This is a genomic window from Pseudomonas sp. S12(2018), from assembly GCF_024355235.1.
Classification (GTDB): Bacteria; Pseudomonadota; Gammaproteobacteria; order Pseudomonadales; family Pseudomonadaceae; genus Aquipseudomonas; species Aquipseudomonas palmensis.
In genome coordinates, this window is record NZ_QLAD01000005.1 from 430,233 (window position 1) to 454,288 (window position 24,056).

A 24,056-nucleotide genomic window follows, 5' to 3' on the forward strand; every position below is an offset into this window, starting at 1 on the left:
TGTGGGGCGGCGGGCTAGCCGTAACGCTTGCGGGCTTCGATCGCCAGGCCGCTACCGATGCTGCCGAAGATGTTGCCCTCGACGTGGCGCGCGTTGGGCAGCATGGCCGCCACGCTCTGGCGCAGGGCAGGGATGCCGCTGGAGCCGCCGGTGAAGAATACCGTGTCGACCTGCGCCACACCGACGCCGGCCTTGTTCAGCAGCTCGCCGACGCTGCCACGCACACGTTCGAGCAGGCTGTCGATGGACGCCTCGAACAGCGCACGGGTCAACTCCACACTCAGCTCAGGCTGCACGCGCTTTAGGTCGACCAGGCGGCTGTCGCTGTGGGTCAGCTCGATCTTGGTGGCTTCCACTTCCATCGCCAGCCAGTGCCCGGCGCGCTGTTCGATCAGCTTGAACAGACGGTCGATGCCGTCGGTGTCCTCGATGTCGTAGCGCATGCTGCCCAGCGCCAGCTGGGATTTCTGCGAGTACACCGAGTTGATGGTGTGCCAGGTGGCCAGGTTCATGTGGTGGCTGGTGGGCATGAAGGCACCGCTTTTCATGCGGCTGCCATAGCCGAACAGCGGCATCACGCCCTGCAGGCTCAACTGCTTGTCGAAGTCGGTACCGCCGATGTGCACGCCACCGGTGGCCAGGATGTCGGCGTGGCGGTCATCGAGCATGTGGCGCTCGGGGGCCAGGCGTACCAGCGAGAAGTCCGAGGTACCACCGCCGATGTCGACGATCAGCACCAGCTCTTCGCCCTGGATGCTCGACTCGTAGTCGAAGGCTGCGGCGATGGGTTCGTACTGGAACGACACGTCCTTGAAGCCGATCTTCTTCGCCACCTCGGCCAGGGTGTCTTCGGCCTCCTGGTCGGCGGCCTGGTCGTCGTCGACGAAATGCACCGGGCGGCCCAGCACCACCTCGTCGAAGTCGCGCCCGGCATTGGCCTCGGCACGCTTCTTCAGCTCGCCGATGAACATGCCCAGCAGGTCCTTGAACGGCAGCGCGGTGCCCAGCACGCTGGTGTCGTGCTTGATCAGCTTGGAGCCCAGCAGGCTCTTGAGCGAGCGCATCAGGCGGCCTTCGTAGCCCTCCAGGTACTCGTGCAGGGCCAGCCGGCCATAGACCGGGCGCCGCTCCTCGATATTGAAGAACACCACCGAGGGCAAGGTGATCTTGCCGTCTTCCAGGGCAATCAGCGAATCCACGCCGGGACGGTGCCAGCCGACGGTGGAATTGGAGGTGCCGAAGTCGATACCGCAGGCGCGGGCCGGGGATGCGTGACTCATGGGTGTGCTTCCGGGGGAAAAACGGCCGCGCAGTTTATGCCAGCCATCGGCAGAATCAAGACCGAATATCTGCTCGACAGCAATCCTTTGTCCGACTTGAAAGGCTATGCTTGACCCCAATCTTCACAGCAGTGATGCATTCGATAACCGATGGTGAATCGTAAAGATGGACTTCAAAGACTATTACAAGATCCTTGGCGTAGAGCCCACGGCGGATGAAAAGGCGATCAAGACCGCCTACCGCAAGCTTGCGCGCAAGTATCACCCGGACGTCAGCAAAGAGCGCGACGCCGAAAACCACTTCAAGGAAGTGAACGAGGCCTATGAGGCCCTGAGCAGCCCTGAAAAGCGCGCCGAATACGACGAGCTGCGCAAGTACGGCCAGCACGGCCGGCCCTTCCAGGGCCCGCCGGGCTGGGAAAGCCGTGGCGGTGGCGGTGGCGGTGCCGACTTTGGCGGCGGCGACTTCTCGGACTTCTTCAGTTCCATTTTCGGCTCGGCCGGACGTGGCAACGGCAACCCCTTTGGCCGTGGCCAGCAACGCAGTGCCGGTCGGCGAGGGCAGGACGTGGAAATGGAACTGGCGATTTTCCTCGAGGAAACCCTGGCCAACGAGTCGAAGAAGATCAGCTTCCAGGTGCCGCAGTACAACGCGGCCGGGCAGCGCACGGGCGACACCACCAAGACCCTCAACGTCAAGATCCCTGCCGGGGTGACCGACGGCGAGCGCATCCGCCTCAAGGGCCAGGGTGCACCGGGCGTGGGCGGCGGCGCCAATGGCGACCTGTACCTGATCATTCGCCTGGCACCCCACCCGCTGTTCGATGTCGAAGGTCATGACCTGATCATCACCGTGCCGCTGGCACCGTGGGAGGCTGCGCTGGGCACCAAGGTCGAGATGCCGACCCTGACCGGCAAGGTCAACCTGACCATCCGCCCCGACAGCCAGAGCGGCCAGCGCCTGCGCATCAAGGGCATGGGCCTGAGCAACAAGCAAGGCCAGCGTGGCGACCTGTATGCGCAGCTGAAGGTGGTGATGCCGACGCAATCGAGCGCTGAAGCCCGCGAACTGTGGACCAAACTGTCGGAGAAGGCCGGGTTCAACCCGCGAACTCAATGGAGTAAGTGACCATGAGCAGTACCCTGATCGTTCAACTGGACATGCGAACCCTTTGTCAGGAGGCCGATGTACCGGCAGCCTACGTGATCGAGATCGTCGAACACGGCATCGTTGAACCTTCGGGGCGAACGCCGGAGGAATGGGTGTTCGACGACCGTGCCCCGGTGCTGGCCAAGCGCGCGGCCAAGCTGCACCAGGAGCTGGAACTGGAGTGGGAAGGGGTGGCGCTGGCGCTGGAGCTGCTGGAGGAAGTGAAGCAGTTGCGCAGTGAGAACTCGATGTTGAAGCAGCGCCTGGGAAGGTTTGTGCAAGGCTGACCCGCGATGAGGCCCTCAGCCCTGTGGGGGCTGCGCCCCCGGTGCCAGCATCAGCTGCATGAAGGTCAGGTCCAGCCACTTGCCGAACTTCACCCCCACCTGCGGCATCTGTCCGTTCAGGGTGAAGCCCAGCCGCTCGTGCAGGCGGATCGACGCCGTATTGCCGCTCTCGATCGCCGCCACCATCACATGCTTGCCACAGCCCCTGGCACGCTCGATCAGCGCCTGCATCAGCAACGGCCCCAGGCCCTGGCCGCGCTGGTCGCTGCGGATGTACACCGAATGCTCCACGGTGTGGCGAAACCCCTCGAACGGGCGCCAGTCGCCGAACGAGGCATAGCCCAGCACGTCCCCTGCCTCATTCACCGCCACCAGTATCGGATAACCCTGCCCCTGGCGCGCCGCGAACCACGCCTGGCGATTGCCCAGGTCGACCGTCTGCTCGTTCCAGATCGCCAGGGTGTTGAGCACCGCATCGTTGTAGATATCACGGATGGCCGGCAGGTCGGCGTGCACGGCGTCGCGGATGTGATTCATGACAGGCTCTCGAAACGGGACAGGCGCACAGATTAAATCGTAACCAGGCCGCGTACACCTTCGGCCTCCATGTTTTCCCCGCGGCCCTGCTGCACGATCTCGCCGCGGGACATCACCAGGTACTGGTCGGCCAGTTCGGCGGCAAAGTCGTAGAACTGCTCCACCAGCAGAATCGCCATGTCGCCACGCGCGGCCAGTTGGCGGATCACCGCACCGATCTCCTTGATCACCGATGGCTGGATGCCTTCGGTGGGCTCGTCGAGAATCAGCAGGCGCGGGCGGCTGGCCAGGGCGCGGCCGATGGCCAGTTGCTGTTGCTGGCCACCGGACAGGTCGCCGCCGCGGCGGTGTTTCATCTGCAGCAGTACCGGGAACAGTTCGTAGATGAAGGCCGGCACCTCCCGCGCCTGGCTGGCGCCGAAGCGTGACAGGCCCATCAGCAGGTTCTCCTCCACCGTCAGGCGCGGGAAAATCTCGCGGCCCTGGGGCACGTAGGCGATTCCGGCGTGCACGCGCTGGTGCGGCTTGAGCGTGGTGATGGCCTGGCCCTCCCAGTGCACGCTGCCTTCGCGGGCGGGCAGCAGGCCCATCAGGCAGCGCAGCAGGGTGGTCTTGCCCACGCCGTTGCGGCCCAGCAGGCAGGTGACCTCACCGACCTTGGCCTGGAACGACAGGCCGCGCAGGATGTGGCTGCCGCCGTAGTACTGGTGCAGGGTGTCGATTTTCAGCATGTGCCTTGTCCTTTTTTGTCTGTACCGGCAACGCCGGCTCCTACAAGAGCCGCGGTGTCTCTGTAGGAGCCGGCGTTGCCGGCGAAGCTTTTCAGCGCCCCAGATAAACCTCGATCACCCGATCATCGGCCTGCACCTGTTCCAGCGAACCCTCTGCCAGCACGCTGCCCTGGTGCAGCACCGTCACATGGTCGGCAATGCTGCCGACAAACCCCATGTCGTGCTCCACCACCATCAGCGAATGCCGGCCGGCCAGGCTTTTGAACAGCTCGGCGGTGAATTCGGTCTCGGCGTCGGTCATGCCCGCCACCGGTTCGTCCAGCAGCAGCAACTGCGGGTCCTGCATCAGCAGCATGCCGATCTCCAGAAACTGCTTCTGCCCATGGGACAGCAACCCCGCCGGGCGCTGCGCCGACCCGGTCAGGCGAATGGTCTGCAGCACCTGGTCGATACGGTCGCGCTGTTCGCCGCCGAGTCTTGCGCACAGGCTGGCCCACACCGACTTGTCGGCCTTCTGCGCCAGTTCCAGGTTTTCGTACACGCTCAAGGCCTCGAACACCGTCGGCTTCTGGAACTTGCGCCCGATGCCGGCCTGGGCGATCTGCACCTCGCTCATGCGCGTCAGGTCCAGGGTCTCGCCGAACCAGGCCTTGCCGGTGGTGGGGCGGGTCTTGCCGGTGATCACGTCCATCAGCGTGGTCTTGCCCGCCCCGTTGGGCCCGATGATGCAGCGCAACTCGCCCACGCCGATGTACAGGTTCAGCGCATTCAGCGCCTTGAAGCCGTCGAAGCTCACGCTGATGTCCTCCAGCGTCAGCACCGTGCCGTGGCGCACGTCCAGCCCCGGCTGGCGTGCCTGGCCCAGGCCGATGGCATCGCGACCGCTGCCGGCGTCGATGATCGGTTCGAGCATGAACTCGGGGTGTACGGCAGGCAGTGGTACGCTTCTCATTGTTCACCCCTTTTCTTCAGCAGGCCGACCACGCCTTTGGGCAGGTAAAGCGTTACCAGAATGAACAGCGCACCGAGAAAGAACAGCCAGAACTCGGGGAACGCCACGGTGAACCAGCTCTTCATGCCATTGACCACGCCGGCGCCCAGCAACGGCCCGATCAGCGTGCCGCGCCCGCCCAGGGCTACCCACACGGCGGCCTCGATGGAATTGGTGGGCGACATCTCGCTGGGGTTGATGATGCCCACCTGCGGCACGTACAGCGCACCCGCCAGGCCGCACAGCACGGCGCTCAGCACCCACACGAACAGCTTGAAGCCACGCGGGTCGTAGCCGCAGAACATCAGGCGGTTCTCGGCGTCGCGCAGCGCCGTGAGCACGCGCCCGAACTTGCTGCGCGCCAGGCGCCAGCCCAGGTACAGGCTGCCCGCCAGCAAGGCCACGGTGAGCAGGAACAGCACCGCGCGGGTGCCCTGGGCGGTGATCTCGAAACCCAGGATGCTGCGAAAGTTGGTGAAGCCGTTGTTGCCGCCAAAGCCGGTCTCGTTGCGAAAGAACAGCAGCATGCCGGCAAAGGTCAGGGCCTGGGTCATGATCGAGAAGTACACGCCCTTGATCCGCGAACGGAACGCGAAGTAGCCGAACACCAGCGCCAAAAGCCCCGGCGCCAGCACCACCAGGCACAGTGCCCAGGCAAAGTGCTGGGTGCCGGCCCAGTACCACGGCAGCTCGCTCCACGACAGAAAGGTCATGAACGCCGGCAGGCCGTCGCCGGCCGCTTCGCGCATCAGGTACATGCCCATGGCGTAGCCGCCCAGGGCGAAGAACAGGCCATGGCCCAGCGACAGCAACCCGGCGTAGCCCCACACCAGGTCCAGCGCCAGGGCAACGATGGCGTAGCACAGGATCTTGCCCACCAGGGTCAGGGTGTAGGCCGACACCTGCAGGCTGTGGCCGGCTGGCAGCAACGACAGCAGTGGCAGGGCGATCAGCACCAGCAGCACCAGGGCGCCGACGGCCAGGGTCAGGCGCGGGCCGGCCTTTTGTGTAGCAGTGACAAGCAGTGGCTGGTTCATCAGTCGATTACCCGTCCCTTGAGGGCGAACAGGCCTTGCGGACGCTTCTGGATGAACAGAATGATCAGCGCAAGGATGAGGATCTTGCCGAGCACCGCACCGATCTGCGGCTCCAGCAACTTGTTGGCTATGCCCAGGCCGAACGCGGCCCACAGGCTGCCGGCCAGTTGCCCGACGCCACCGAGCACCACCACCAGGAACGAGTCGATGATGTAGCTCTGGCCCAGATCCGGGCCGACGTTGCCGATCTGGCTCAGGGCCACGCCGCCAAGGCCGGCGATACCCGAACCCAGGCCGAAGGCGAGCATGTCCACGCGCCCGGTGGGCACGCCGCAGCAGGCGGCCATGTTGCGGTTCTGGGTGACGGCGCGCACGTTCAGGCCCAGGCGGGTGCGGTTGAGCAGCAGCCAGGTGAGCAGCACCACGCACAGGGCGAAACCGATGATCACCAGGCGGCTGTAGGGCAGCACCAGGTTGGGCAGTACCTGCAGGCCGCCGGAGAGCCAGGCCGGGTTGGCCACCTCGACGTTCTGCGCGCCGAACAGCAGGCGGATGGCCTGGATCAGGATCAGGCTGATGCCCCAGGTGGCCAGCAGGGTTTCCAGCGGGCGCCCGTACAGGTGGCGGATCACCGTGCGTTCGAGCAGCATGCCGACCCCGGCACTCACACCGAAGGCCACCGGCAGTGCCAGCAACGGGTAGAAGTCCAGCGCGCCGGGGGCGTAGCGCTGCACCAGCACTTGCACCACGTAGGTGCTGTAGGCGCCGAGCATCAGCATTTCGCCGTGGGCCATGTTGATCACCCCCAGCAGGCCGAAGGTGATCGCCAGGCCCAGGGCTGCCAGCAGCAGTATCGAACCCAGCGACAGCCCGCTGAAGGCCTGGCCGAGCAGCTCGCCGATCAGCAGCTTGCGCTTGACCTGGGCCAGGCTGGTTTCGGCGGCGGTGCGCACCGTGGGGTCGGTTTCCACACTGGGGTCGAGCAGGCTTTCGAGGCGGGTGCGGGCCATCGGGTCGCCGGTTTCGCCCAGCAGGCGCACGGCGGCCAGGCGTACGGCGGGGTCTGTCGCGACCAGTTGCAGGTTGGCCAGGGCCAGGCCCAGGGCTGCGTGCACGGCGGCGTCGGGCTCGCTGGCAAAGCGCCGGTCGAGGAAGGCGACCTGAGCGGGCTGCGCGCTTTTCTGCAGTTGCTGGGCGGCGGCCAGGCGGACCCTGGCGTCATCGCTGAGCAGTTGATGGCTGGCCAGGGCGTTGTCCACCAGGCCGCGCAGGCGGTTGTTCAGGCGCAGCTTGCGGCTGTCGTCCGGGCCCAGGCGGCCTTGCTGCAGCGAACTCAGCAGTTCGAGGCGCGCGGGGTCGGGTTGCGCCGCCCAGCCTTGCAGCAGGCTGGCCTGTTCGTTGGGCTTGGCGGCGATGAAGTAGTCGGCGTCGCCAGCGGCCCGGGCTGCCAGAGGCAGCAGGAGCAGGGCGAGCAACAGTCGGTGGAGGACCTTGGGCATATCGGTGTCCTGGAGTCGGCATTCGCCGGCAAGGCCGGCTCCTACAACGGCAAGGCAGCGCCTTGCCGGCGAATGGGCCGCACGGCGGCCCCCTGCCTCAGTTGCCTTTCACGGCATAATCCGGCCGCTTGTCGTTGCCCGGAATGAACGGGCTCCACGGCTGCGCGCGCAGCGGCTGCTCGGTCTGCCACACCACGCTGAACTGCCCGTCATCCTGGATCTCGCCGATCATCACCGGCTTGTGCAGGTGGTGGTTGGTCTTGTCCATGGTCAGGGTGAAGCCCGACGGCGCCTTGAACGTCTGCCCCGCCAGCGCCTCGCGCACCTTGTCCACATCGGTGCTCTTGGCCTTTTCCACCGCCTGGGCCCACATATGGATGCCCACATAGGTGGCCTCCATCGGGTCGTTGGTCACTGCCTTGTCGGCGCCCGGCAGGTTCTTCGCCTTGGCATAGGCCTTCCAATCGGCCACGAACTGCGTGTTGACCGGGTTGTCCACCGATTCGAAGTAGTTCCATGCCGCCAGGTGCCCCACCAGCGGCTTGGTGTCGATGCCGCGAAGCTCCTCTTCACCCACCGAGAACGCCACCACCGGCACGTCGGTGGCCTTCAGGCCCTGGTTGGCCAGTTCCTTGTAGAACGGCACGTTGGAGTCGCCGTTGACGGTGGAGATCACCGCCGTCTTGCCCCCGGCCGAGAACTTCTTGATGTTGGCCACGATGGTCTGGTAATCGCTGTGGCCGAACGGGGTGTACACCTCCTCGATGTCCTTGTCGGCCACGCCCTTGCTGTGCAGGAACGCACGCAGAATCTTGTTGGTGGTGCGTGGGTACACGTAGTCGGTGCCCAGCAGGAAGAAGCGCTTGGCTGCGCCACCGTCCTCGCTCATCAGGTATTCCACCGCCGGTATCGCCTGCTGGTTGGGCGCTGCCCCGGTGTAGAACACGTTGGGCGACATCTCTTCACCTTCGTACTGCACCGGGTAGAACAGCAGCCCGTTGAGTTCCTCGAACACCGGCAGCACCGACTTGCGCGACACCGAGGTCCAGCAGCCGAACACCACCGCGACCTTGTCCTGGGTCAGCAACTGGCGGCTCTTCTCGGCGAACAGCGGCCAGTTGGAGGCCGGGTCGACCACCACCGGCTCCAGCAGCTTGCCGTTGACCCCGCCCTTGGCGTTGATCTGCTCGATGGTCATCAGGGCCATGTCCTTGAGCGAGGTCTCGGAGATCGCCATGGTGCCCGACAGCGAATGCAGGATGCCGACCTTGATGGTCTCGGCGGCCTGGACCGTCCAGCTCAGGCCCATCGCGGCAATCGACGCGCTGAGGGTGAATGCCTTGATCAGACTGCGACGCTTCATAGTGCTCTCTCCATGGGATCGAATGGTTCTGCTGGGCAGACGGCGACTTTGTGCAGAGAGCTTTAGCAAGGGCTGTGCCGATGTCGTACACAGGCTTGCCAGCGGCGTGTTCACAAGGTGCAGGGTAGGGTGGGTGCACCGGGATGGCGCTTGCCGTGGTGCAGTACGCGCAAGGCTGCACAGCAATAGTTCACGGCGATGCCTTATGCTTGCGCCCTCACTTCAACTCGGCTCAAGGATTTTCGCCATGGAAGCGTCATCGCTGTACTTTCGCTGCAACATCACCCCGGCCCAGTACCAGGCCGCGGTGACCTCACCTGCGGCGGGCGCTGGCGAGTTCGATGACTGGCAGCAATGGCTGGACGCCGCGGAGGTGCACGGGGTACGTGATCTTGACCAGAAGGCGCCTGAAAATGCGGTGGCGCTGGGCGATTTGCTTCAGGGCTGGGTCGACTGCATGTACGGCAGCCTGATGCAGTACGACGAGGCGTCGCAGGTCTGGCAGTTCGCGTTGGTGGAGTTCACCAACAATTACGGCGAGATGATCCAGCTGCTGGCCCCTCTGCGTCAGATGGCGAAGTACGCCAAGCCGGAGTCGGACAGCTTCCTGCTGGTCTATTCGTATATCTGGGGTGATGGCGACAATGCGTTCCTCACCCTGGGCCAGCAGCGCAGCCAGTTTGCCAGCGGCCCTTCGCCCGAACAGCGGGCCGAGGCCGATGGCGTGCTGGAAGGGCTTGCCCAAGCCCTCCAGCAGCAGGAGTACGACTACGACTGACGCGGCGTGGTAGCGGGCACCGGCACACGCGCCTGGCGCTTGCGGCGCACGGTCTGGTAGGTCACGGCCAGCAGCACGAACCACAGCGGCGTCACCAGCAGGGCCTGGCGGGTATCGCTCTCCAGGCACAGCAACACCAGGATGAAGGCGAAGAACGTCAGGCATACCCAGCACATGAAGCGCCCGCCCGGCATCTTGTACTTCGAGGCCTGGTGCAGCGGCGCACGCTCCTTGCGGTAAGTGAGGTACGACAGCAGGATCAGCGTCCACACGAACATGAACAGGATCGCCGACACCGTGGTCACCAGGGTGAAGGCCTCGATCAGGTCGGGGATCACGTACATCAGGGCCGCGCCCAGCAGCAGGCAGGTGCACGAGAAGTACAGGCCGTTGGCCGGCACCTTGCGGCTGGACAGGGTCTCGAAGCTTTTCGGCGCATCGCCCTGCTGGGCCAGGCCGAACAGCATGCGGCTGGTGGAAAACACCCCGCTGTTGGCCGAGGAGGCCGCCGAGGTCAGCACCACGAAGTTGATGATGCTCGCCGCCGCCGGCAGCCCGGCCAGCACGAACAGCTCGACGAACGGGCTCTTGCCCGGCACCACGTCGCGCCACGGGGTGACGGCCATGATCGCGATCAGCGCCAGCACGTAGAACATGATGATGCGGATCGGGATCGAGTTGATCGCCCGCGGCAGGGTGCGCTCGGGGTTCTTCGCCTCGGCGGCGGTGGTGCCCACCAGTTCGATGCCGACGAAGGCGAACACGGCAATCTGGAAGCCCGCGAAAAAGCCCATCAGGCCATGGGGGAACATGCCCGCGTCATTCCACAGGTTGCTCAGCTGTGCACTGGTGCCGGTGGGTGATTGGAAGCCGACGAACACCATGTACAGGCCGGTGCACACCAGCGCCATGATCGCGATGATCTTGATCAGGGCGAACCAGAACTCGATTTCGCCGAACAGCTTCACCGTGATCAGGTTCAGCGACAGCAGCACGCCGACGCAGGCCAGGGCTGGCGCCCACTGCGGCAGGTCAGGGAACCAGAACTGCGAGTAGGCGGCGATTGCGATCACGTCGGCAATGCCGGTGATGATCCAGCAGAACCAGTAGGTCCAGCCGGTGAAGTAGCCGGCCCAGGGGCCGAGCAGGTCGGCGGAGAAATCGATGAACGACTTGTAGTTGAGGTTCGACAGCAGCAGTTCGCCCATGGCACGCATGACGAAGAACAGCATGAAACCGATGATCATGTAGACGAAGATGATCGACGGGCCAGCCAGGCTGATGGTCTTGCCCGAGCCCATGAACAGGCCGGTGCCGATGGCCCCGCCAATCGCGATGAGCTGGATATGGCGATTGGTGAGGTTGCGTTGCAGGTCGTGGGCCGGGGTGTCCGGCGGTTGCTGGTTGGTCATGGGTGGCATTCCATTGAGGAGTCAGTCTTCTTGTGCGTGAAGCGCTCGCTAGGCTATCACGGGCTTTTGCCCTGGCGAGGTGGCAATACGTCTCAAGTTGGTACGTTCGCACCGCTTTGTTGATCGCGGTCAAGGCAGGATTTCCCGGCCAGGCAAGGGCTCAGCGCCAGGCAGCAGTTCAGCGCCGGCGCATCATGCCGATGAAGAACAGCCCGCCGATGGCTGCCGTGGCGATGCCGATGGGCAGGTCTTCAGGGGCGATCAGGGTGCGTGCGGCCACATCCACCCAGATCAGGAACAGGCTGCCCAGCAGCAGCGACACCGGCAGCAGCCGGCGGTGCTCGGCGCCCACCAGGCGCCGCGCAATGTGCGGCACCATCAGGCCGACAAAGCCGATGGAACCGCTGATCGCCACCAGCACGCCGGTCAGCAGCGAGCAGATCAGAAACGCCAGCAGGCGCACCGAGCGTGCGTTCAGGCCCAGGGTCACGGCGGTCTGCTCGCCGGCCATCAGCGCATTGAGCGCGCGTGCCATGCCCAGCAGCAGGCCCAGCCCCAGCAGCACGCTGGCTGCCGGCACCGCCAGCAGTTCCCAGCGCGCCAGGCCCAGGCCGCCGAGCATCCAGAACATCACCGCCGAGCTTGCACGATGATCGCCCATGAACAGCAGCAGGTTGGCCAGCGCCATCATCACGAAGGCCACGGCCACCCCGCACAGCAACAGGCGGTCGCTGTCCAGGCGGCCATGCCGGCTGGCAATCGCCAGCACCAGCAGCATGCTGCACAGCGCGCCGACAAAGGCTGCCAGCGGCAGGGTCAGCACGCCGATCAGTTCACCCACATGCAGCACCACCAGCACCGCACCCAGCGTGGCGCCGGAGGTCACGCCGAGCAGGTGCGGGTCGGCCAGCGGGTTGCGCGTGACCGCCTGCAGCACCGCGCCGATCATCGCCAGGCCGCCGCCCACCAGCGCGCCCAGGAGCATGCGCGGCACCCGGATCAGCCACACGATATGTTCCTGGCCGGCGGTCCAGGCGGGCACCTCGGGGGCAATACCGAACACCTTGAACAGCAGCACCCGGGCGACCACCTCGACCGGCACCGGGGCCGAACCGAACCCCAGCGAGAGCACGCACGACACCAGCAGCAGGCCGCTCAGCGCCAGCAGCATCAGGCGATAGCGAGTGTTCATGCGCCGTGCAGGCCCTTGGCGATGGCCTCGATCGCCTCGACGTTTTCCAGGCTCGGCGTGGCGGCCACATAGGGGATGACCACGAAGCGCCGGTTACGCACCGCGTCGACCGATTGCAGGGCCGGGTGCTGTTCCAGAAACTGCTGCTTCTGCGCGGCGGTGATCTCGCCGTAGTCGACGATCACGATCACCTCGGGGTTGCGTTCGACCACGCTTTCCCAGTTCACGCGGGTCCAGCTGGCCTCGATGTCATCGAGGATGTTGCGCCCGCCGGCGGCGTTGATCAGCGCCTCGGGCATGCCCAGGCGCCCGGAGGTCATGGCGCGGTCTTCGCCGCTGTCATACAGGAACACCCGCGGGCGCTGCGTCGGCAGGTGCTGCTGCACGCTGGCCACGCGCTGCTGCATCTGCTCGATCAGCTGGCTGGCGCGGGCCTGCACGTCGAAGATCCGGCCCAGGTTGCGCAGGTCGGTGTAGGTGTCGTCCAGGCTCGCCGGCGGGCGCTTCATCACGAACGCGCACGATTCGGTCAGCTCGTACACCGCGATGCCCAGCGGCGCCAGGCTCTGCGGGGTGAGGTCGCCGCCCACGCGCATGCCGTAGTCCCAGCCGGCGAAGAAGAAGTCGACGTTGGCGTTGAGCAGGGTTTCCACCGAAGGGTACTTGCTGGCCAGCTCCGGCAGGCCGTCGAGTTCCTTGCGCAGCGCCGGGGTCACTGCCTTCCAGCCGCTGACGCCGCTGTAGCCGACCATCTTCGTGCGCAGGCCCAGGGCGAGCATCATCTGGGTCATGTTGATGTCGTGGCTCAGGGCGCGTTCGGGGGCCTTGGCGAAGGTCACCTCGCGGTTGCAGCTGTGCACCGTGAGCGGGTAGTGCGTGACCTCGGCCAGGGCCGGGCCGGCGACCAGCAGCAGCGCGGCAAGCAGGGCGGATCGAATCATTGGGGGGCTATCCAGGTGATGCGTGGATGGTCGGCCAGCGGGTGGCGGTCGATCAGCGCCTGAACGCCGAACACCTCGCGCAGCAGCTCGGCGGTGAGGACCTGGTGCGGTGTGCCACTGGCCACGATGCGGCCGTGGTCGAGCACGTACAGGCGGTCGCAGAAGGCCGCGGCCAGGTTCAGGTCGTGGATGCTGGCCAGGGTGGCAATGCGCAGCTGGCGCACCTGGTGCAGCAGGGCCAGTTGGTAACGCGGGTCGAGGTGGTTGGTCGGTTCGTCGAGGATCAGCACGCGCGGTTGCTGCACCAGGGCGCGGGCCAGGATCACGCGCTGCTTTTCACCGCCCGAAAGGGTGGCGAAGGCGTGGTCGTCGAAGCCGTGCAGGCCGACATCGAGCAGCGCCTGCTGCACACGCTGGCGGTCTTGGCGGCTGTCGCCGTCGAACAGGCCCTGGTGCGGAATGCGCCCCATGGCGACCACTTCGGCCACGCTCAGGCCAAACGCGTCGGGAAACTCCTGCAGCACCACCGCGATGCGCTGGGCACACCAGCGCGGCGATTGTTGCCAGAGGTTGTGGTCGTCGAGGGTGATGTGCCCGCGTTCGGGCGCGTTGAAGCGGTAGGCGCACCGCAGCAGGCTGGTCTTGCCGCTGCCGTTGGGGCCAATGAGGCCGACGAATTCGCCGGGGCGCACCTGCAGGTCGACGCCACGCAGCTGGAACTGGTGGTGGCAGTGGCCGTGGCCTTTGGGGGACCAGTGCAGGTTGTGGATATTCAGGGTGGTCATGTGTCGTCTATTCGGGCCTCTTCGCCGGCAAGGCCGGCTCCTGCAGGACCGGTGTGGTGTGTAGGAGCCGGCCTTGCCGGCGAATGGGGCGACGCGGTCAGAAGGTGTAGTCGGCCGTCACGAAGAACGAGCGCGGCTCACCCAGGATCCATTGCTGGCCGTCATTGTACTGACTTTGGGCGTACCGACGGTCGAACAGGTTGTTCAACTGCAGGCCCAGCGTGGTATCGCTGAGCACCTGCCACGCCACCGAGGCATCCACCACCGTGTAGCTCGGCAGCCGGGTAGTGTTGCCCATGTCGGCATAGCGCCCGTCCACATAGCGCACCCCGGCGCCGGCGCGCAGGCTGTCGGTCAGGCCCTTGCTCAGCCACAGGTTGGCGGTGCGCCCCGGTACGTCGGTGGGGCGGTTGCCGGCCCGCGATACCATCACGCCGTTCACCTCCTGCTCGAATTCGTCATAGCGTGCACGCACGAACGCGGCGTTGGCCTGTACCTGCCAGTCGTGCGGCAGCTGCAGGTCCAGGCTGGCCTCGATGCCGTCGGACGACTGCTTGCCCACCTGCAGTTGCCGGCCGGTGCCGATCTGCGACGGGTCGTCGGTGAGCAGGTCCTTCTTGACGATGTGGTATGCCGCCAGGGTCCATTCGCCACGCTGCTGCCAGAACTGCTGCTTGACTCCGACCTCGGTCTGGCGCGCCTTGGCCAGGCCGTACTGCTGCTGGTCGGGGCTCAGCGAGATCAAGCCGCCAACGCCATCGGTGCTGGTGGCGTGCTGGGCATACAGCGACGTTTCGGGGGTGAGGGCGAACACCAGCCCGGCCTTCCAGTTGTTGCCGTCCAGGCTGGTGTCGCTGCGTGTGTTGCCGGTCACTTCGCTGCGCAGGTCGTTGCGGTCCAGGTGCACCACGTCGCGGCGCACGCCCGTCACCAGCGACAGGCGCTCGGTCAGTTGCAGGCGGTTTTCTGCGAACAGCGCGAACTGGTGGGTCAGGCTGTCGAACTGCGGACGGTACGCCGAATCGCTGGCAAAGCCGCTGCGCTGCGGGTGGCGCAGGTCGATCGGCTCGCCGCCGACGATGCTGTCGTTGAATGGCGCGTTGCTGTTGAGCTGGAAGCGGATGCGGTTGTAGTCGGCGCCCACCAGGGTCTGGCTGTCGAGGCCGAACAGGCTGTGCCTGAAGGTGAAGGTCTGGCGATCACCCAGCTGCTCCTGCTGGTGCTTGATGCCGAAGTTGCCACTGCGCAGCAGTTGCTGGCTGGCCGCATCCCAGGTGTAGTTCTCGGCGTTCTGCCAGCGGCGGTTGGCCTTGAGGTAGTACAGCTCGTTGGTGGAGCTGACGCTGTCGCTGATCTGCCACTCGGTGGTCAGGCGCGTCCACTGGTCGTTGTAGTGCTGCTTGTCGTTGCTGATGTTGTAGTTCTTGTCGCGCAGGCTCTCGCGCAGGTGGCCGTTGATCAGCGGCGTGCCGAAGTAGTTCATCGGCTTCTGGTCGCCATAGTCGTGCGCCAGGGTGAAGGCCAGGTCGTCATTGGCCTGCCAGCGCAGCGCCGCACTGATGGCGGTGCTGCTGGAGTCGCCGTGGTCGATCCAGCCGTTGCTGCGCAGCTGGTTGATGTTCAGGCGGTAGCTCAGGCTGTCGGTGAGCGAGCCGCCGCTGTCGAGGGCGGTCTGCTGGCTGTCGTGGCTGCCGTAGCCCAGGCGCAGGTGGTTGACGATCTCGCCCTCGAAGGGCTTTTTCGGCACCACGTTGACCACCGCACCGGTGGCGCCTTCGCCATACAGCACCGAGGCCGGGCCGCGCAGAACGTCGATGCGTTCCACCGACCAGGTGTCTACCGGGAAGGTCACGGTGCCCATGCCGGTGTACATGCGGTTGCCGTCGAACAGCTGCATCACCGAGCTCTGCCCGGTGAAGCCGCGGGCCTGCAGCGAGGTGCCGCCATCGCCCGGGGTGCCGGTGCGGCTGATGCCGGTACTGCGCGACACGCCGTCCTGTACGCTGCGATCGCCACGTGCGCGTACCTGCTCGCCGCTCAGGCTCTCGACGCTGCCCGGGGTTTGCAGGGCGTTCAGGTTCAGGCGCGAACCGGCGCTGGTCGGGGTATCGAGGCTGACCCGCTGTTCGGCGTCGGCCGTGGCGGTGATGGTGCCGGCAGGCAGGGTCAGGGTGTTGGCCAGGGCGCAATCGCACGCGGCCAGCAGGCTCAGGGAGCCGATCAGGTACTTGTTCATCGGAAGGGAAATCGCTTGTCCATAAGGCCCGGGCGCGTCGGTGCGCCGGGTTCGAGGCGGGTGTTTTTCGGGGCGTATAATGTAACATTTTGCCGATTGGCGGTAGCGCAGCGTGCTCATGTGCTGCATGAGCAGGGCTCAGGTTGGCGCCGCCGGTCTGCCAGAGGGCGCGGCCAGTGGCCGCGCCCGTGTGGTGCATCAGAAGCTCAGGTCGACCTTGGTCCAGAGGGTACGCCCTGGCTCGTTGATCGCCTGCGGATCACTGGCCGGGTAGCCGAAGCCGGCATTGCCCGCCAGGTTCAGGTGCTCGGCGTAGGCCTTGTCGAACAGGTTGTCGACGCCGGCACTGAGCTTGATGTTCTTGCTCACGCGGTAGGCGCCGTTGAGCGAGAACACGCCGAAGCCTGCGCTTTTCTCGTAGTCCTTGCCCACCACGTTGCCGGAACCCTCGGCGATGCGGTTCTGCGCCGAGACCAGGCGCCACAGCGCACCGGCGCTCCAGGCGTCGCGGCTGTAGGTCAGGCCCAGGCGGCTTTCCAGCGGCGGCATCTGCGGCAGCGCCTTGCCATCGCTGCTGTTCTTGCCCCAGGCGTAGGCCAGAGTGGCGTCGGCTTTCCAGTTGGGCGCGAACTGATAGGCCGCGCCCAGCTCGCCGCCCATGATACGGGCATCGATGTTCTGCGCCTGGGAGCTGAGCATGCCCATCATGCCGGGACGGTAGTCGAACAGGATGTAGTCGCGCACCTGGCCGACATAGCCCGAGGCCCAGGCTTCGAGCTGCTCGGTCTTGTACTGGATGCCCACGTCGAGCTGGGTGGTCTTCTCCGGCTTGATCGAGTCGAACGCATTGAGCGAGCCGGCCGGGCCCGACTTGGGCGAGAACAGCTCCCAGTAGTCGGGGAAGCGCTGGGCATGGCCCAGGCCCACATAGGTGGTGGCCGGGAGGTCGAGCAGGTCGTGCTCGTAGCGCACGAACCCGCTGGGCAGGGTGTCGGCGCGGGTGTTGCCGCGGGTGGCGCTGGCTTCACGAAAATCCTTGGCCGAGGCGCGGTCCAGGCGCGCGCCGCTGACCAGGCGGTCCTGGCTGGAGGTTTCCCAGGTCAGCTCGCCGAACACGCCGTAGTTGTGAAAGTCCGCGTCCTTGGTCCAGGGCTCGGCCTTGTGCGCATCCACGCCCATGCCGCCGCGCTGGCGATGTTCGTTGGTCTGCGCATCGACACCGCTGACCAGGGTCACGTCCTCCCAGCGCCAGGTGGCCTTGAGCCGCCCGCCGAGGGTGCGGCGGTCGACGTTGCTGACCATCGGCCCGGCCATCATGCCGCTGGTGGGCGAGGTGCGCAGGCTGTAGTTGTCCATCACGTGGTCGGCGTAGTTGTAGTAGACCTGGGCTTCGAGCTTGTCGAGCACCCCGCCCAGGTTGGATTTCTCAAAGCGCAGGCCCAGGCTTTCGCGCTTGAACTGCGAACCGTCCATGCCGCGCCCGGCATAGCGCGCCTCTCCATCGCCCTTGCCGGCAGTGAGTTCGAGCAGGGTGTCGGCATCCGGGGTCCAGCCCAGGGCCACGTCACCGTTCCACTTGTCCCAGCGCGAGGGCACGGTGTCGCCGTTGCCGTCCTTGTAGTCGTCGGAGCGCGACTGGTTGCCGACAAAGCGTGCATAGCCCTGTGCGTTGCCTGCCGCAGCATCCAGCACCTTGTCGAAGCGCCCGTTGGAGCCGGCCAGCAGGCTTGCGTTGACGCGGCTGCCGAGCTCGCCGAACTGTTCGGGCTCGCGGTCGAAGAGGATGGTGCCGGCCGAGGCGCCGGGGCCCCACTGCACGCTCTGCGGGCCCTTGATCACGGTGAGGCGGTCGTAGGTTTCCGGCGAGATGTACGAGGTGGGTGCGTCCATGCGGTTGGGGCAGGCGCCGAGCATCACGCCGCCGTTGGTAAGGATGTTCAGGCGCGAGCCGAACATGCCGCGCAGCACCGGGTCGCCGTTGGTGCCACCGGCGCGGATGGCCGAGAAGCCCGGGATGGTCTTGAGGTAGTCGGCGCCGTCGCTGGCCGGTACCGGCTGGCGTGGGTCCTTGGGGTTGGTGACGATGGTCAGCGGCGAGCTGGGCGCCACGGCAGTGATCACCGTGGGGCTCAGTTCGGCGTGGTCGTGGCCTTCGTGGCCGCTGTCGGCGGCCAGGGCCACGTGGCTGAACAGGGTGCCGCACAGCAGGGCGATGGTGCCTTGCAGCGACAGGCGCAGGGTAACGGTAGAGCCGGACATAGTATTTCCAACATCGTGTGGTCGTGAGGGTGCGCAAGAGCCTCGGCAGCAAGCCGGGCCCTGGGGCGCATGCAAAGTGGGTTCAGACGACGATGTGGGCAGGTGGCGCGCGGCTGCGGGCGCCGGGGAAGATGGCCTGGCGCGCATGGCCCTGGCGCGGCTGGGCGCGCAGGGTGGTGTGGGGCGAGACGGCCTCGGTGTCGAGCAGGCTGAGCGTCTGCGGCAGCGCCGGGCAGTGGAAGAACAGGCTGCAGTAGCCGCACTTTTCCCAGATGACGTGCAGCGCTGCCGGGTTGTCGGCCGGGCTGCTGGCGTGGCTGCCTGAGTGGCAGTCCATGGCCATGTCCATGCCGGGCATGGAGGCACGGTGATCCATCGGCATCGACTGGGAGACCAGTGGGCCGATGAAGATCATCAACATGGCGAACAGGCTCAGCCAGCTGCCGCGTGCTCGTTGGAGGTCAGCGGGGCGGGCGAGCCTGCTGCGGGGCAGGCGCATGGCGTGCAGCCGTCAGCGAATCAATGGCTGTGGGCAGTGCCCTCGGGGGCCTGTTTCTGCACGGCCACTTCGACCGTGATGTTGCCGGCCTTCTGGAAATGCAGGGTCAGCGGGAAGCGCTTGCCGTCGCTGAGCAGGCTGCGGTCCTTGGGCTGCATCAGCATCACGTGGTAGGCGCCGGGGGCGAACACCAGGTCGGCACCGGCGGGGATGTCGACACCCTGCACCTGCTGCATCTTCATCAGGCCGTCCTTGTGCACATGCTCGTGCAGTTCGGCGTTGTCGGTGATCGGGCTGTCGACGCCGAGCAGGCGGTCGGCGCTCTTGCCGTTGTTGTGCACGATGAAATAGGCGGCCACGTTGGGGGCGTTGGGCGGCAGCTCCTGCGACCACGGGTGGGCGATATGCAGGTCGCCCACGGTGTATTCATGGGCGTTGGCAAAGGTGGCGGGCAGCAGCAGGGCGGCCAGCAGCAGGGCGTTCTTGAGCATGGTCAATCTCCGTTCGGGTCAGGTTCGCAACTGGTAGCGTAGTGAACTCAGGCCTGGGGGGAGGCGCGGGGATTGAGCGCGGGCCATTGCTGGCGTGGCGTGGGGTGGTAGCTGGCGAGTAGCGGTGACGGGGTGTTGAGGGTGGGCTCGGACGTCACCAGCCGTGGCGGGTGGCCGGGCAGGGCCAGCAGCGGGGCAGTGCCGGAGCAGCACCAGCAGTGCTGCATGGTGGAGTGGTCGTCGTTCTGCTGTTGGCCGTCGGGGGCATTCAGCGAGATGGCGATCATCTTGGTCACGCCGCTGGAGCAGAAGGTGCCCCACAGCAGTTGTTCGGGTTGGGCTTTTGCAGCGGCGGCGGACAACGGCATGGCCAGCAGATTGAACAGCACTGCGAAGCAGGCGATCCAGGCGTAGGCGAGCCGGTGTGCGGGCATGGGGAGATCCGGTCAGGAATCGAGTGGGGCTATTTAGCCAGATGTCGAAGTATATGTAAAAAAGCCGGGGTGTGATGGAGTGTCGCAGGTGGGGTAACTGCGTCGACAGCGCATCTATCCTTCCCCTGACCTTGTGTCAGCCTTTTTTGATCGACTCTGGAGCTGTGTGCGCCCGTCAAAGCGCCGCCAGCACATCGGCCACCCCCACGAACTCCCGATCCATCCCCGCCAGCGCCGGCCGCTTCAGGATCAGTACCGGCACACCCCGCTCGCGCGCCACTTCGAGCTTGGGTTCGGTCGCGGCGCTGCCACTGTTCTTGCTGATCAGCACATCCACCCGGCAACGCTCGAACAACGCCCGTTCATCCTCCAGGCGAAACGGCCCCCGCGCGCCGATCACTTCGCATCGCGCATTCCCCTCGCACGCCTCCAGCGCGCGCAAGGTCCAGAACTGCTGCGCGGGTATCTCGTGCAGGTGCTGCAACGGCTCGCGCCCCAGGGTGAACAGGGGCCGGCGAAACGGTTTCAATGCCTCGATCAACTGCGTCCAGTCTGCCACTTCCCGCCAGTCGTCACCGGCCTGCGCCTGCCACGCCGGGCGCCGCAACGCCCAGCATTCAACCCCGGCCAGGCGCGCTGCCTGCGCCGCATTGCGGCTGATCTGCGCCGCATACGGGTGGGTCGCGTCGATCACCAGACCGATGCCTTCGGCCCGCAGGTAAGCGGCCAGGCCCTCGGCCCCACCATAGCCGCCCACCCGCACCTGGCACGCCAGGTCGCTGGGCACCCGGCCGATACCGGCCAGGCTGTAGACGTGCTGCGGGCCCAGCTGACGGGCTATCAACAGCGCCTCGGTCACGCCGCCCAGCAACAGGATGCGCCGGCTCATCGAACACCCGCCCGGCCGACGATGCCGCCCTGGCGGTCGATGGCGAACACCTCCACCTGTACCTGCGCCGGCACCACGCTGCGGGCGAAAGCCAGCGCGTGCTCGCACACCGCATCCCCCAGCCCGACCCCCGCCGCACTGGCCAGGGCCAACGCCTGCTGGCTGGTGTTGGCGCCGATGATCGCCGCCTGCAACGCGGCGTCGGCACCCACCGCCGCCGCCCAGCCAGCCAGTTGCGGCAGGTCGATGCTCGAATGCCGGCTGTGCAGGTCCATGTGCCCGGCCGCCAGTTTGCTGATCTTGCCGAAGCCGCCGCAGATGCTCAGCTTGCCAACCGGCACCTTGCGCAGGTGCTTGAGCACCGCGCCGACAAAATCGCCCATCTCGATCAGGGCGATGTCGGGAATGCCGTAGACCCGGCGCATGGTGTCTTCGCTGGCATTGCCGGTACACGCGGCAATGTGTTCATAGCCATTGGTCTTGGCCACGTCGATGCCCTGGTGGATCGAGGCAATGTAGGCCGCGCAGGAAAACGGCCGCACGATGCCGCTGGTGCCCAGTATCGACAGCCCGCCGAGGATGCCCAGGCGCGGGTTCATGGTCTTGAGGGCCAGGCTGTCGCCGTCCTGCACGTTCACGGTGACCTCGAAGCCCCCCGCGTAATCGCACTCCAGCGCCAGACGCTGCAGGTGCTCGGTCATCATGCGCCGCGGCACCGGGTTGATCGCCGGCTCGCCCACCCCCAGTACCAGCCCGGGGCGGGTCACGGTGCCCACGCCGATGCCGGCGACAAAACGTACGCCCGGCTCGGCCAGCAGCCGCACCTGGCTGTAGAGCAGCGCGCCATGGGTCACGTCGGGGTCGTCGCCGGCATCCTTGAGGGTGCCGGCTTCGGCGCCTGGCCCGGCCAGCCGGCAGAACTCCAGGCGCATCTGCACCTGTCTGCCCTTGGGCAGGGTGATCTGCACCGCGTCGTCGCATTGCCCGCTCAACAGCAGGCGCGCCGCCGCCAGGCTGGTGGCGGTGGCGCAACTGCCCGTGGTCAGGCCGCTGCGCAGCGGCGCCGGCTGTTCTGCGGTTTCGTCACGCATCGAGGGGCTTTACCACATCAAGCAGGGTGATCGGCAGCGCCTGGCGCCAGGTGTCGAACTCGCCCAGCGGCTGCGCCTGGGCCACATGGATACGGGTGAGCTCGCCGCCATGACGTTCGCGCCAGCTCATCAGCAGGGTCTCGCTCTGCAGGGTCACGGCATTGGCCACCAGCCGGCCACCGGGGCGCAGGTGCGCCCAGCATTCGTCCAGCACGCCCTCGCGGGTCACGCCGCCACCGATGAAGATCGCGTGGGGCCGCTCCAGGCCCTGCAACGCCTGCGGGGCGCGCCCGCGCACCAGTTGCAGGCCAGGCACGCCCAGGGCGTCGCGGTTGTGTTCGATCAGTTGCTGGCGGCCGGCGTCGGCCTCGATGGCCAGCGCCCGGCAGCTGGGGTGGGCGCGCATCCATTCGATGCCGATCGAGCCGCTGCCGGCGCCCACGTCCCACAGCAGCTCGCCCGGCTGCGGGGCCAGGCGGGCGAGGGTGATGGCGCGCACGTCGCGCTTGGTGATCTGCCCGTCGTGCGCGAAGGCCGAATCGGGCAGGCCGGCCAGCGGCGACAGGCGTGGTGCATCGGCGCCGGCCCGGCAGTCGATGGCCACCAGGTTGAGGTCGGCGAAGTCGGCGTCCTGCCAGCCATCGGCACGGGCATCGATGCGCCGTTCGTCGGCGCCGCCCAGGTGCTCCAGCACGCTCAGGTGGCTGGGGCCGAAGCCGCGCTCGCGCAACAGGGCGGCCAGGGCGGCGGGGCTGCTGCGGTCATTGCTCAGCACCAGCAGGCGCTGGCCGCTGTACAGGTGGGCGGCCACGGCGGCGACCGGGCGCGCTACCACCGACAGCGTGACCACGTCCTGCAGGGGCCACCCCAGGCGGGCGGCGGCCAGCGAGTAGGAAGACGGTGCAGGCAGCACCCGCATGGCCTCGGCCGGCAGCTGGCGCGCCAGGCTGGCGCCTACGCCGTAGAGCATCGGGTCGCCGCTGGCCAGCACGCACACCGGCTCGCCACGTTCGGCCAGCAGCGGCGCCAGGGAAAACGGGCTGGGCCAGGCGACCCGTTCGGCGCGCGAGCAGTGGGGCAGCAGGGCCAGCTGGCGCGGGCTGCCGAACACCTTGGTGGCTCGCAGCAGGGCATGCCGAGCCTGTTTGCCCAGGCCCGTGAAGCCGTCTTCGCCAATACCTACTACCGTCAACCAGGGCGCCATGCCGTTCCTCTTCGCTTGCCTATCCGACCGGCTGGCTTAGCCTGCCGACGGACAAAGCAGGCATAATACCGCGCCTTTGTGCTACCAGCGCCTTTTGACGATTGCCGGGTGATCCCTTGCCACAACCCCTGCCCACTCCAGCTCTTCGCCCCTCGGCCTGCCCGGGGTTGTGGCGTATCGTGCAGGCGCTGGACGGCGGCATTTCACGCATCAAGCTCGACGCCGGCACCCTGAGCGCGGCCCAGGCACACGCAGTGGCCGACGCCGCCGAGCGCTTTGCCGGCGGCGTGATCGAGGTAACCAACCGCAGCAACCTGCAGATTCGCGGCATCGGTGCCGACCACGCCGGGCTGGTGGCATGCCTGCTCGACGCCGGCCTGGGCCCGCGCCAGGCGGCGGGCGACGATGTGCGCAACCTGATGCTCAGCCCGGCGGCCGGTCTCGACCCGGCCATGCTGTTCGACAGCCGGGCGCTGGCGGGGCAGATCCTCGAATCGCTGCAGACCTGCGAGCGCTTTCATCAGTTGTCTGCCAAGTTCGCCGTGCAACTGGACGCTGGCGAAGACCTGGCCATGCTCACCCACCCCCACGACCTGTGGCTGTCGGCACTGCGCCTGGACGGCGAGGTGTGGCTGGCCTTCGGCCTGGCCGGCTGCCCGGCCGAGGAGGGTGCGCTGGGCGCGGTGCCGCTGGCCGCTGGGCACGCGCTGGTGCTGGCGGTGTTGCAGCGGTTTCTCGACCTGGCCACTGCGCAGCAGGCGCGCATGCGCCAGTTGCTGGCCGAATGCGGCAGCGAGGCTTTCGTGCAGGGCCTTGGCGTGGCGCTGCGCCGCGACCACGCGGTGCTGGGCTGGCGCCGGCCGCGACGTGACCAGGCCCGCCATCTGGGTGTCTACCCACAGCGCCAGACGGGCAGGGTCGCGGTGGGCGCCGCCGCACCGCTGGGGCGCCTGAGCGCCGCGCAGTTGCG

At 66.8% G+C, this 24,056-nt stretch carries 23 protein-coding genes; 4 read left to right on the forward strand and 19 right to left on the reverse strand.

Going from position 1 to position 24,056, the window contains the following annotated elements; translation table 11 throughout:
- Positions 1-14 precede the first annotated feature (14 nt).
- The gene (locus DN388_RS14910) at positions 15-1,280 is read right to left on the reverse strand and encodes an Hsp70 family protein (protein WP_043863495.1); all 1,266 of its coding nucleotides are present in this window, start codon (positions 1,278-1,280) and stop codon (positions 15-17) included.
- 166 nt (positions 1,281-1,446) lie between these two features.
- On the opposite strand from DN388_RS14910, the gene cbpA reads away from it, so the two are divergent.
- Both cbpA and DN388_RS14920 read left to right on the forward strand, forming a co-directional pair.
- Positions 1,447-2,409, forward strand: coding sequence for a curved DNA-binding protein (gene cbpA / locus DN388_RS14915; RefSeq protein WP_043863494.1), 963 nt, complete (start codon positions 1,447-1,449; stop codon positions 2,407-2,409).
- Between the two features lie 2 nt (positions 2,410-2,411).
- A complete protein-coding gene (locus DN388_RS14920) occupies positions 2,412-2,717 on the forward strand; it encodes a chaperone modulator CbpM (RefSeq protein ID WP_043863493.1) in 306 nt (101 codons plus the stop codon).
- A gap of 15 nt (positions 2,718-2,732) precedes the next feature.
- Here the strand turns inward: DN388_RS14920 and DN388_RS14925 are convergent, their stop codons facing one another.
- The 6 genes from DN388_RS14925 to urtA all read right to left on the reverse strand — a co-directional run bounded on the left by DN388_RS14925 (position 2,733) and on the right by urtA (position 8,875).
- Complete coding sequence (locus DN388_RS14925) at positions 2,733-3,254, reverse strand: GNAT family N-acetyltransferase (protein ID WP_078479886.1); 522 nt, start codon at positions 3,252-3,254, stop codon at positions 2,733-2,735.
- Positions 3,255-3,286: 32 nt separating this feature from the next.
- Positions 3,287-3,985, reverse strand: coding sequence for an urea ABC transporter ATP-binding subunit UrtE (urtE, locus tag DN388_RS14930; RefSeq protein ID WP_043863491.1), 699 nt, complete (start codon positions 3,983-3,985; stop codon positions 3,287-3,289).
- A gap of 91 nt (positions 3,986-4,076) precedes the next feature.
- Positions 4,077-4,937 carry an urea ABC transporter ATP-binding protein UrtD gene (gene urtD, locus DN388_RS14935; RefSeq protein ID WP_167400197.1) on the reverse strand — a complete coding sequence of 287 codons (861 nt, stop codon included), beginning with the start codon at positions 4,935-4,937 and terminating at the stop codon, positions 4,077-4,079.
- Positions 4,934-6,013 (reverse strand): urea ABC transporter permease subunit UrtC, encoded by a 1,080-nt coding sequence (gene urtC / locus DN388_RS14940; protein ID WP_255000743.1) that lies wholly within the window; start codon positions 6,011-6,013, stop codon positions 4,934-4,936. The genes urtD and urtC overlap by 4 nt, the downstream gene beginning before the upstream one ends.
- Entirely contained in the window at positions 6,013-7,512 is a 1,500-nt protein-coding gene (urtB, locus tag DN388_RS14945) for an urea ABC transporter permease subunit UrtB (RefSeq protein ID WP_255000763.1), read from the reverse strand. Before urtB ends, urtC begins: the two co-directional genes overlap by 1 nt.
- A gap of 97 nt (positions 7,513-7,609) precedes the next feature.
- Positions 7,610-8,875, reverse strand: a complete 1,266-nt coding sequence (gene urtA, locus DN388_RS14950; RefSeq protein ID WP_043863487.1) for an urea ABC transporter substrate-binding protein — start codon at positions 8,873-8,875, stop codon at positions 7,610-7,612.
- 247 nt (positions 8,876-9,122) lie between these two features.
- Between urtA and DN388_RS14955 the strand changes: the two genes are divergently transcribed.
- Positions 9,123-9,653, forward strand: a complete 531-nt coding sequence (locus DN388_RS14955; RefSeq protein ID WP_043863486.1) for a hypothetical protein — start codon at positions 9,123-9,125, stop codon at positions 9,651-9,653.
- Here DN388_RS14955 and cycA read toward each other — a convergent pair.
- From cycA to DN388_RS15015, 12 genes are all read right to left on the reverse strand, one after another.
- On the reverse strand, positions 9,644-11,065 hold the full coding sequence (gene cycA / locus DN388_RS14960) for a D-serine/D-alanine/glycine transporter (protein WP_054916158.1): 1,422 nt from the start codon (positions 11,063-11,065) through the stop codon (positions 9,644-9,646). The two genes, DN388_RS14955 and cycA, sit on opposite strands and share 10 nt — an antisense overlap.
- Positions 11,066-11,243: 178 nt before the next feature.
- The gene (locus DN388_RS14965; RefSeq protein WP_043863484.1) at positions 11,244-12,257 is read right to left on the reverse strand and encodes an iron ABC transporter permease; all 1,014 of its coding nucleotides are present in this window, start codon (positions 12,255-12,257) and stop codon (positions 11,244-11,246) included.
- Complete coding sequence (locus tag DN388_RS14970) at positions 12,254-13,198, reverse strand: ABC transporter substrate-binding protein (protein WP_210013874.1); 945 nt, start codon at positions 13,196-13,198, stop codon at positions 12,254-12,256. Before DN388_RS14970 ends, DN388_RS14965 begins: the two co-directional genes overlap by 4 nt.
- A complete protein-coding gene (locus tag DN388_RS14975; protein WP_043863482.1) occupies positions 13,195-13,983 on the reverse strand; it encodes an ABC transporter ATP-binding protein in 789 nt (262 codons plus the stop codon). The genes DN388_RS14970 and DN388_RS14975 overlap by 4 nt, the downstream gene beginning before the upstream one ends.
- Before the next feature lie 97 nt (positions 13,984-14,080).
- On the reverse strand, positions 14,081-16,219 hold the full coding sequence (locus DN388_RS14980) for a TonB-dependent siderophore receptor (RefSeq protein WP_043863481.1): 2,139 nt from the start codon (positions 16,217-16,219) through the stop codon (positions 14,081-14,083).
- 198 nt (positions 16,220-16,417) lie between these two features.
- Positions 16,418-18,478, reverse strand: coding sequence for a TonB-dependent copper receptor (locus DN388_RS14985; RefSeq protein WP_043863480.1), 2,061 nt, complete (start codon positions 18,476-18,478; stop codon positions 16,418-16,420).
- A gap of 82 nt (positions 18,479-18,560) precedes the next feature.
- Positions 18,561-18,977 (reverse strand): DUF2946 domain-containing protein, encoded by a 417-nt coding sequence (locus DN388_RS14990; protein ID WP_088514157.1) that lies wholly within the window; start codon positions 18,975-18,977, stop codon positions 18,561-18,563.
- A 20-nt stretch (positions 18,978-18,997) separates the two neighbouring features.
- Positions 18,998-19,468: a copper chaperone PCu(A)C gene (locus DN388_RS14995; protein ID WP_043863478.1), complete on the reverse strand. Its 471-nt coding sequence runs from the start codon at positions 19,466-19,468 to the stop codon at positions 18,998-19,000.
- A gap of 47 nt (positions 19,469-19,515) precedes the next feature.
- Positions 19,516-19,902: a DUF2946 domain-containing protein gene (locus tag DN388_RS15000; protein WP_116052611.1), complete on the reverse strand. Its 387-nt coding sequence runs from the start codon at positions 19,900-19,902 to the stop codon at positions 19,516-19,518.
- 175 nt (positions 19,903-20,077) lie between these two features.
- Positions 20,078-20,791, reverse strand: a complete 714-nt coding sequence (locus DN388_RS15005; protein ID WP_104572974.1) for a cobalt-precorrin-6A reductase — start codon at positions 20,789-20,791, stop codon at positions 20,078-20,080.
- Positions 20,788-21,882 carry a cobalt-precorrin-5B (C(1))-methyltransferase gene (locus tag DN388_RS15010; RefSeq protein WP_043863475.1) on the reverse strand — a complete coding sequence of 365 codons (1,095 nt, stop codon included), beginning with the start codon at positions 21,880-21,882 and terminating at the stop codon, positions 20,788-20,790. Before DN388_RS15010 ends, DN388_RS15005 begins: the two co-directional genes overlap by 4 nt.
- A complete protein-coding gene (locus DN388_RS15015; RefSeq protein WP_043863474.1) occupies positions 21,875-23,086 on the reverse strand; it encodes a bifunctional cobalt-precorrin-7 (C(5))-methyltransferase/cobalt-precorrin-6B (C(15))-methyltransferase in 1,212 nt (403 codons plus the stop codon). The genes DN388_RS15010 and DN388_RS15015 overlap by 8 nt, the downstream gene beginning before the upstream one ends.
- A gap of 116 nt (positions 23,087-23,202) precedes the next feature.
- On the opposite strand from DN388_RS15015, the gene cobG reads away from it, so the two are divergent.
- Positions 23,203-24,056: precorrin-3B synthase (cobG, locus tag DN388_RS15020; RefSeq protein WP_303627121.1), on the forward strand; the 854-nt coding region annotated here is incomplete at its 3' end.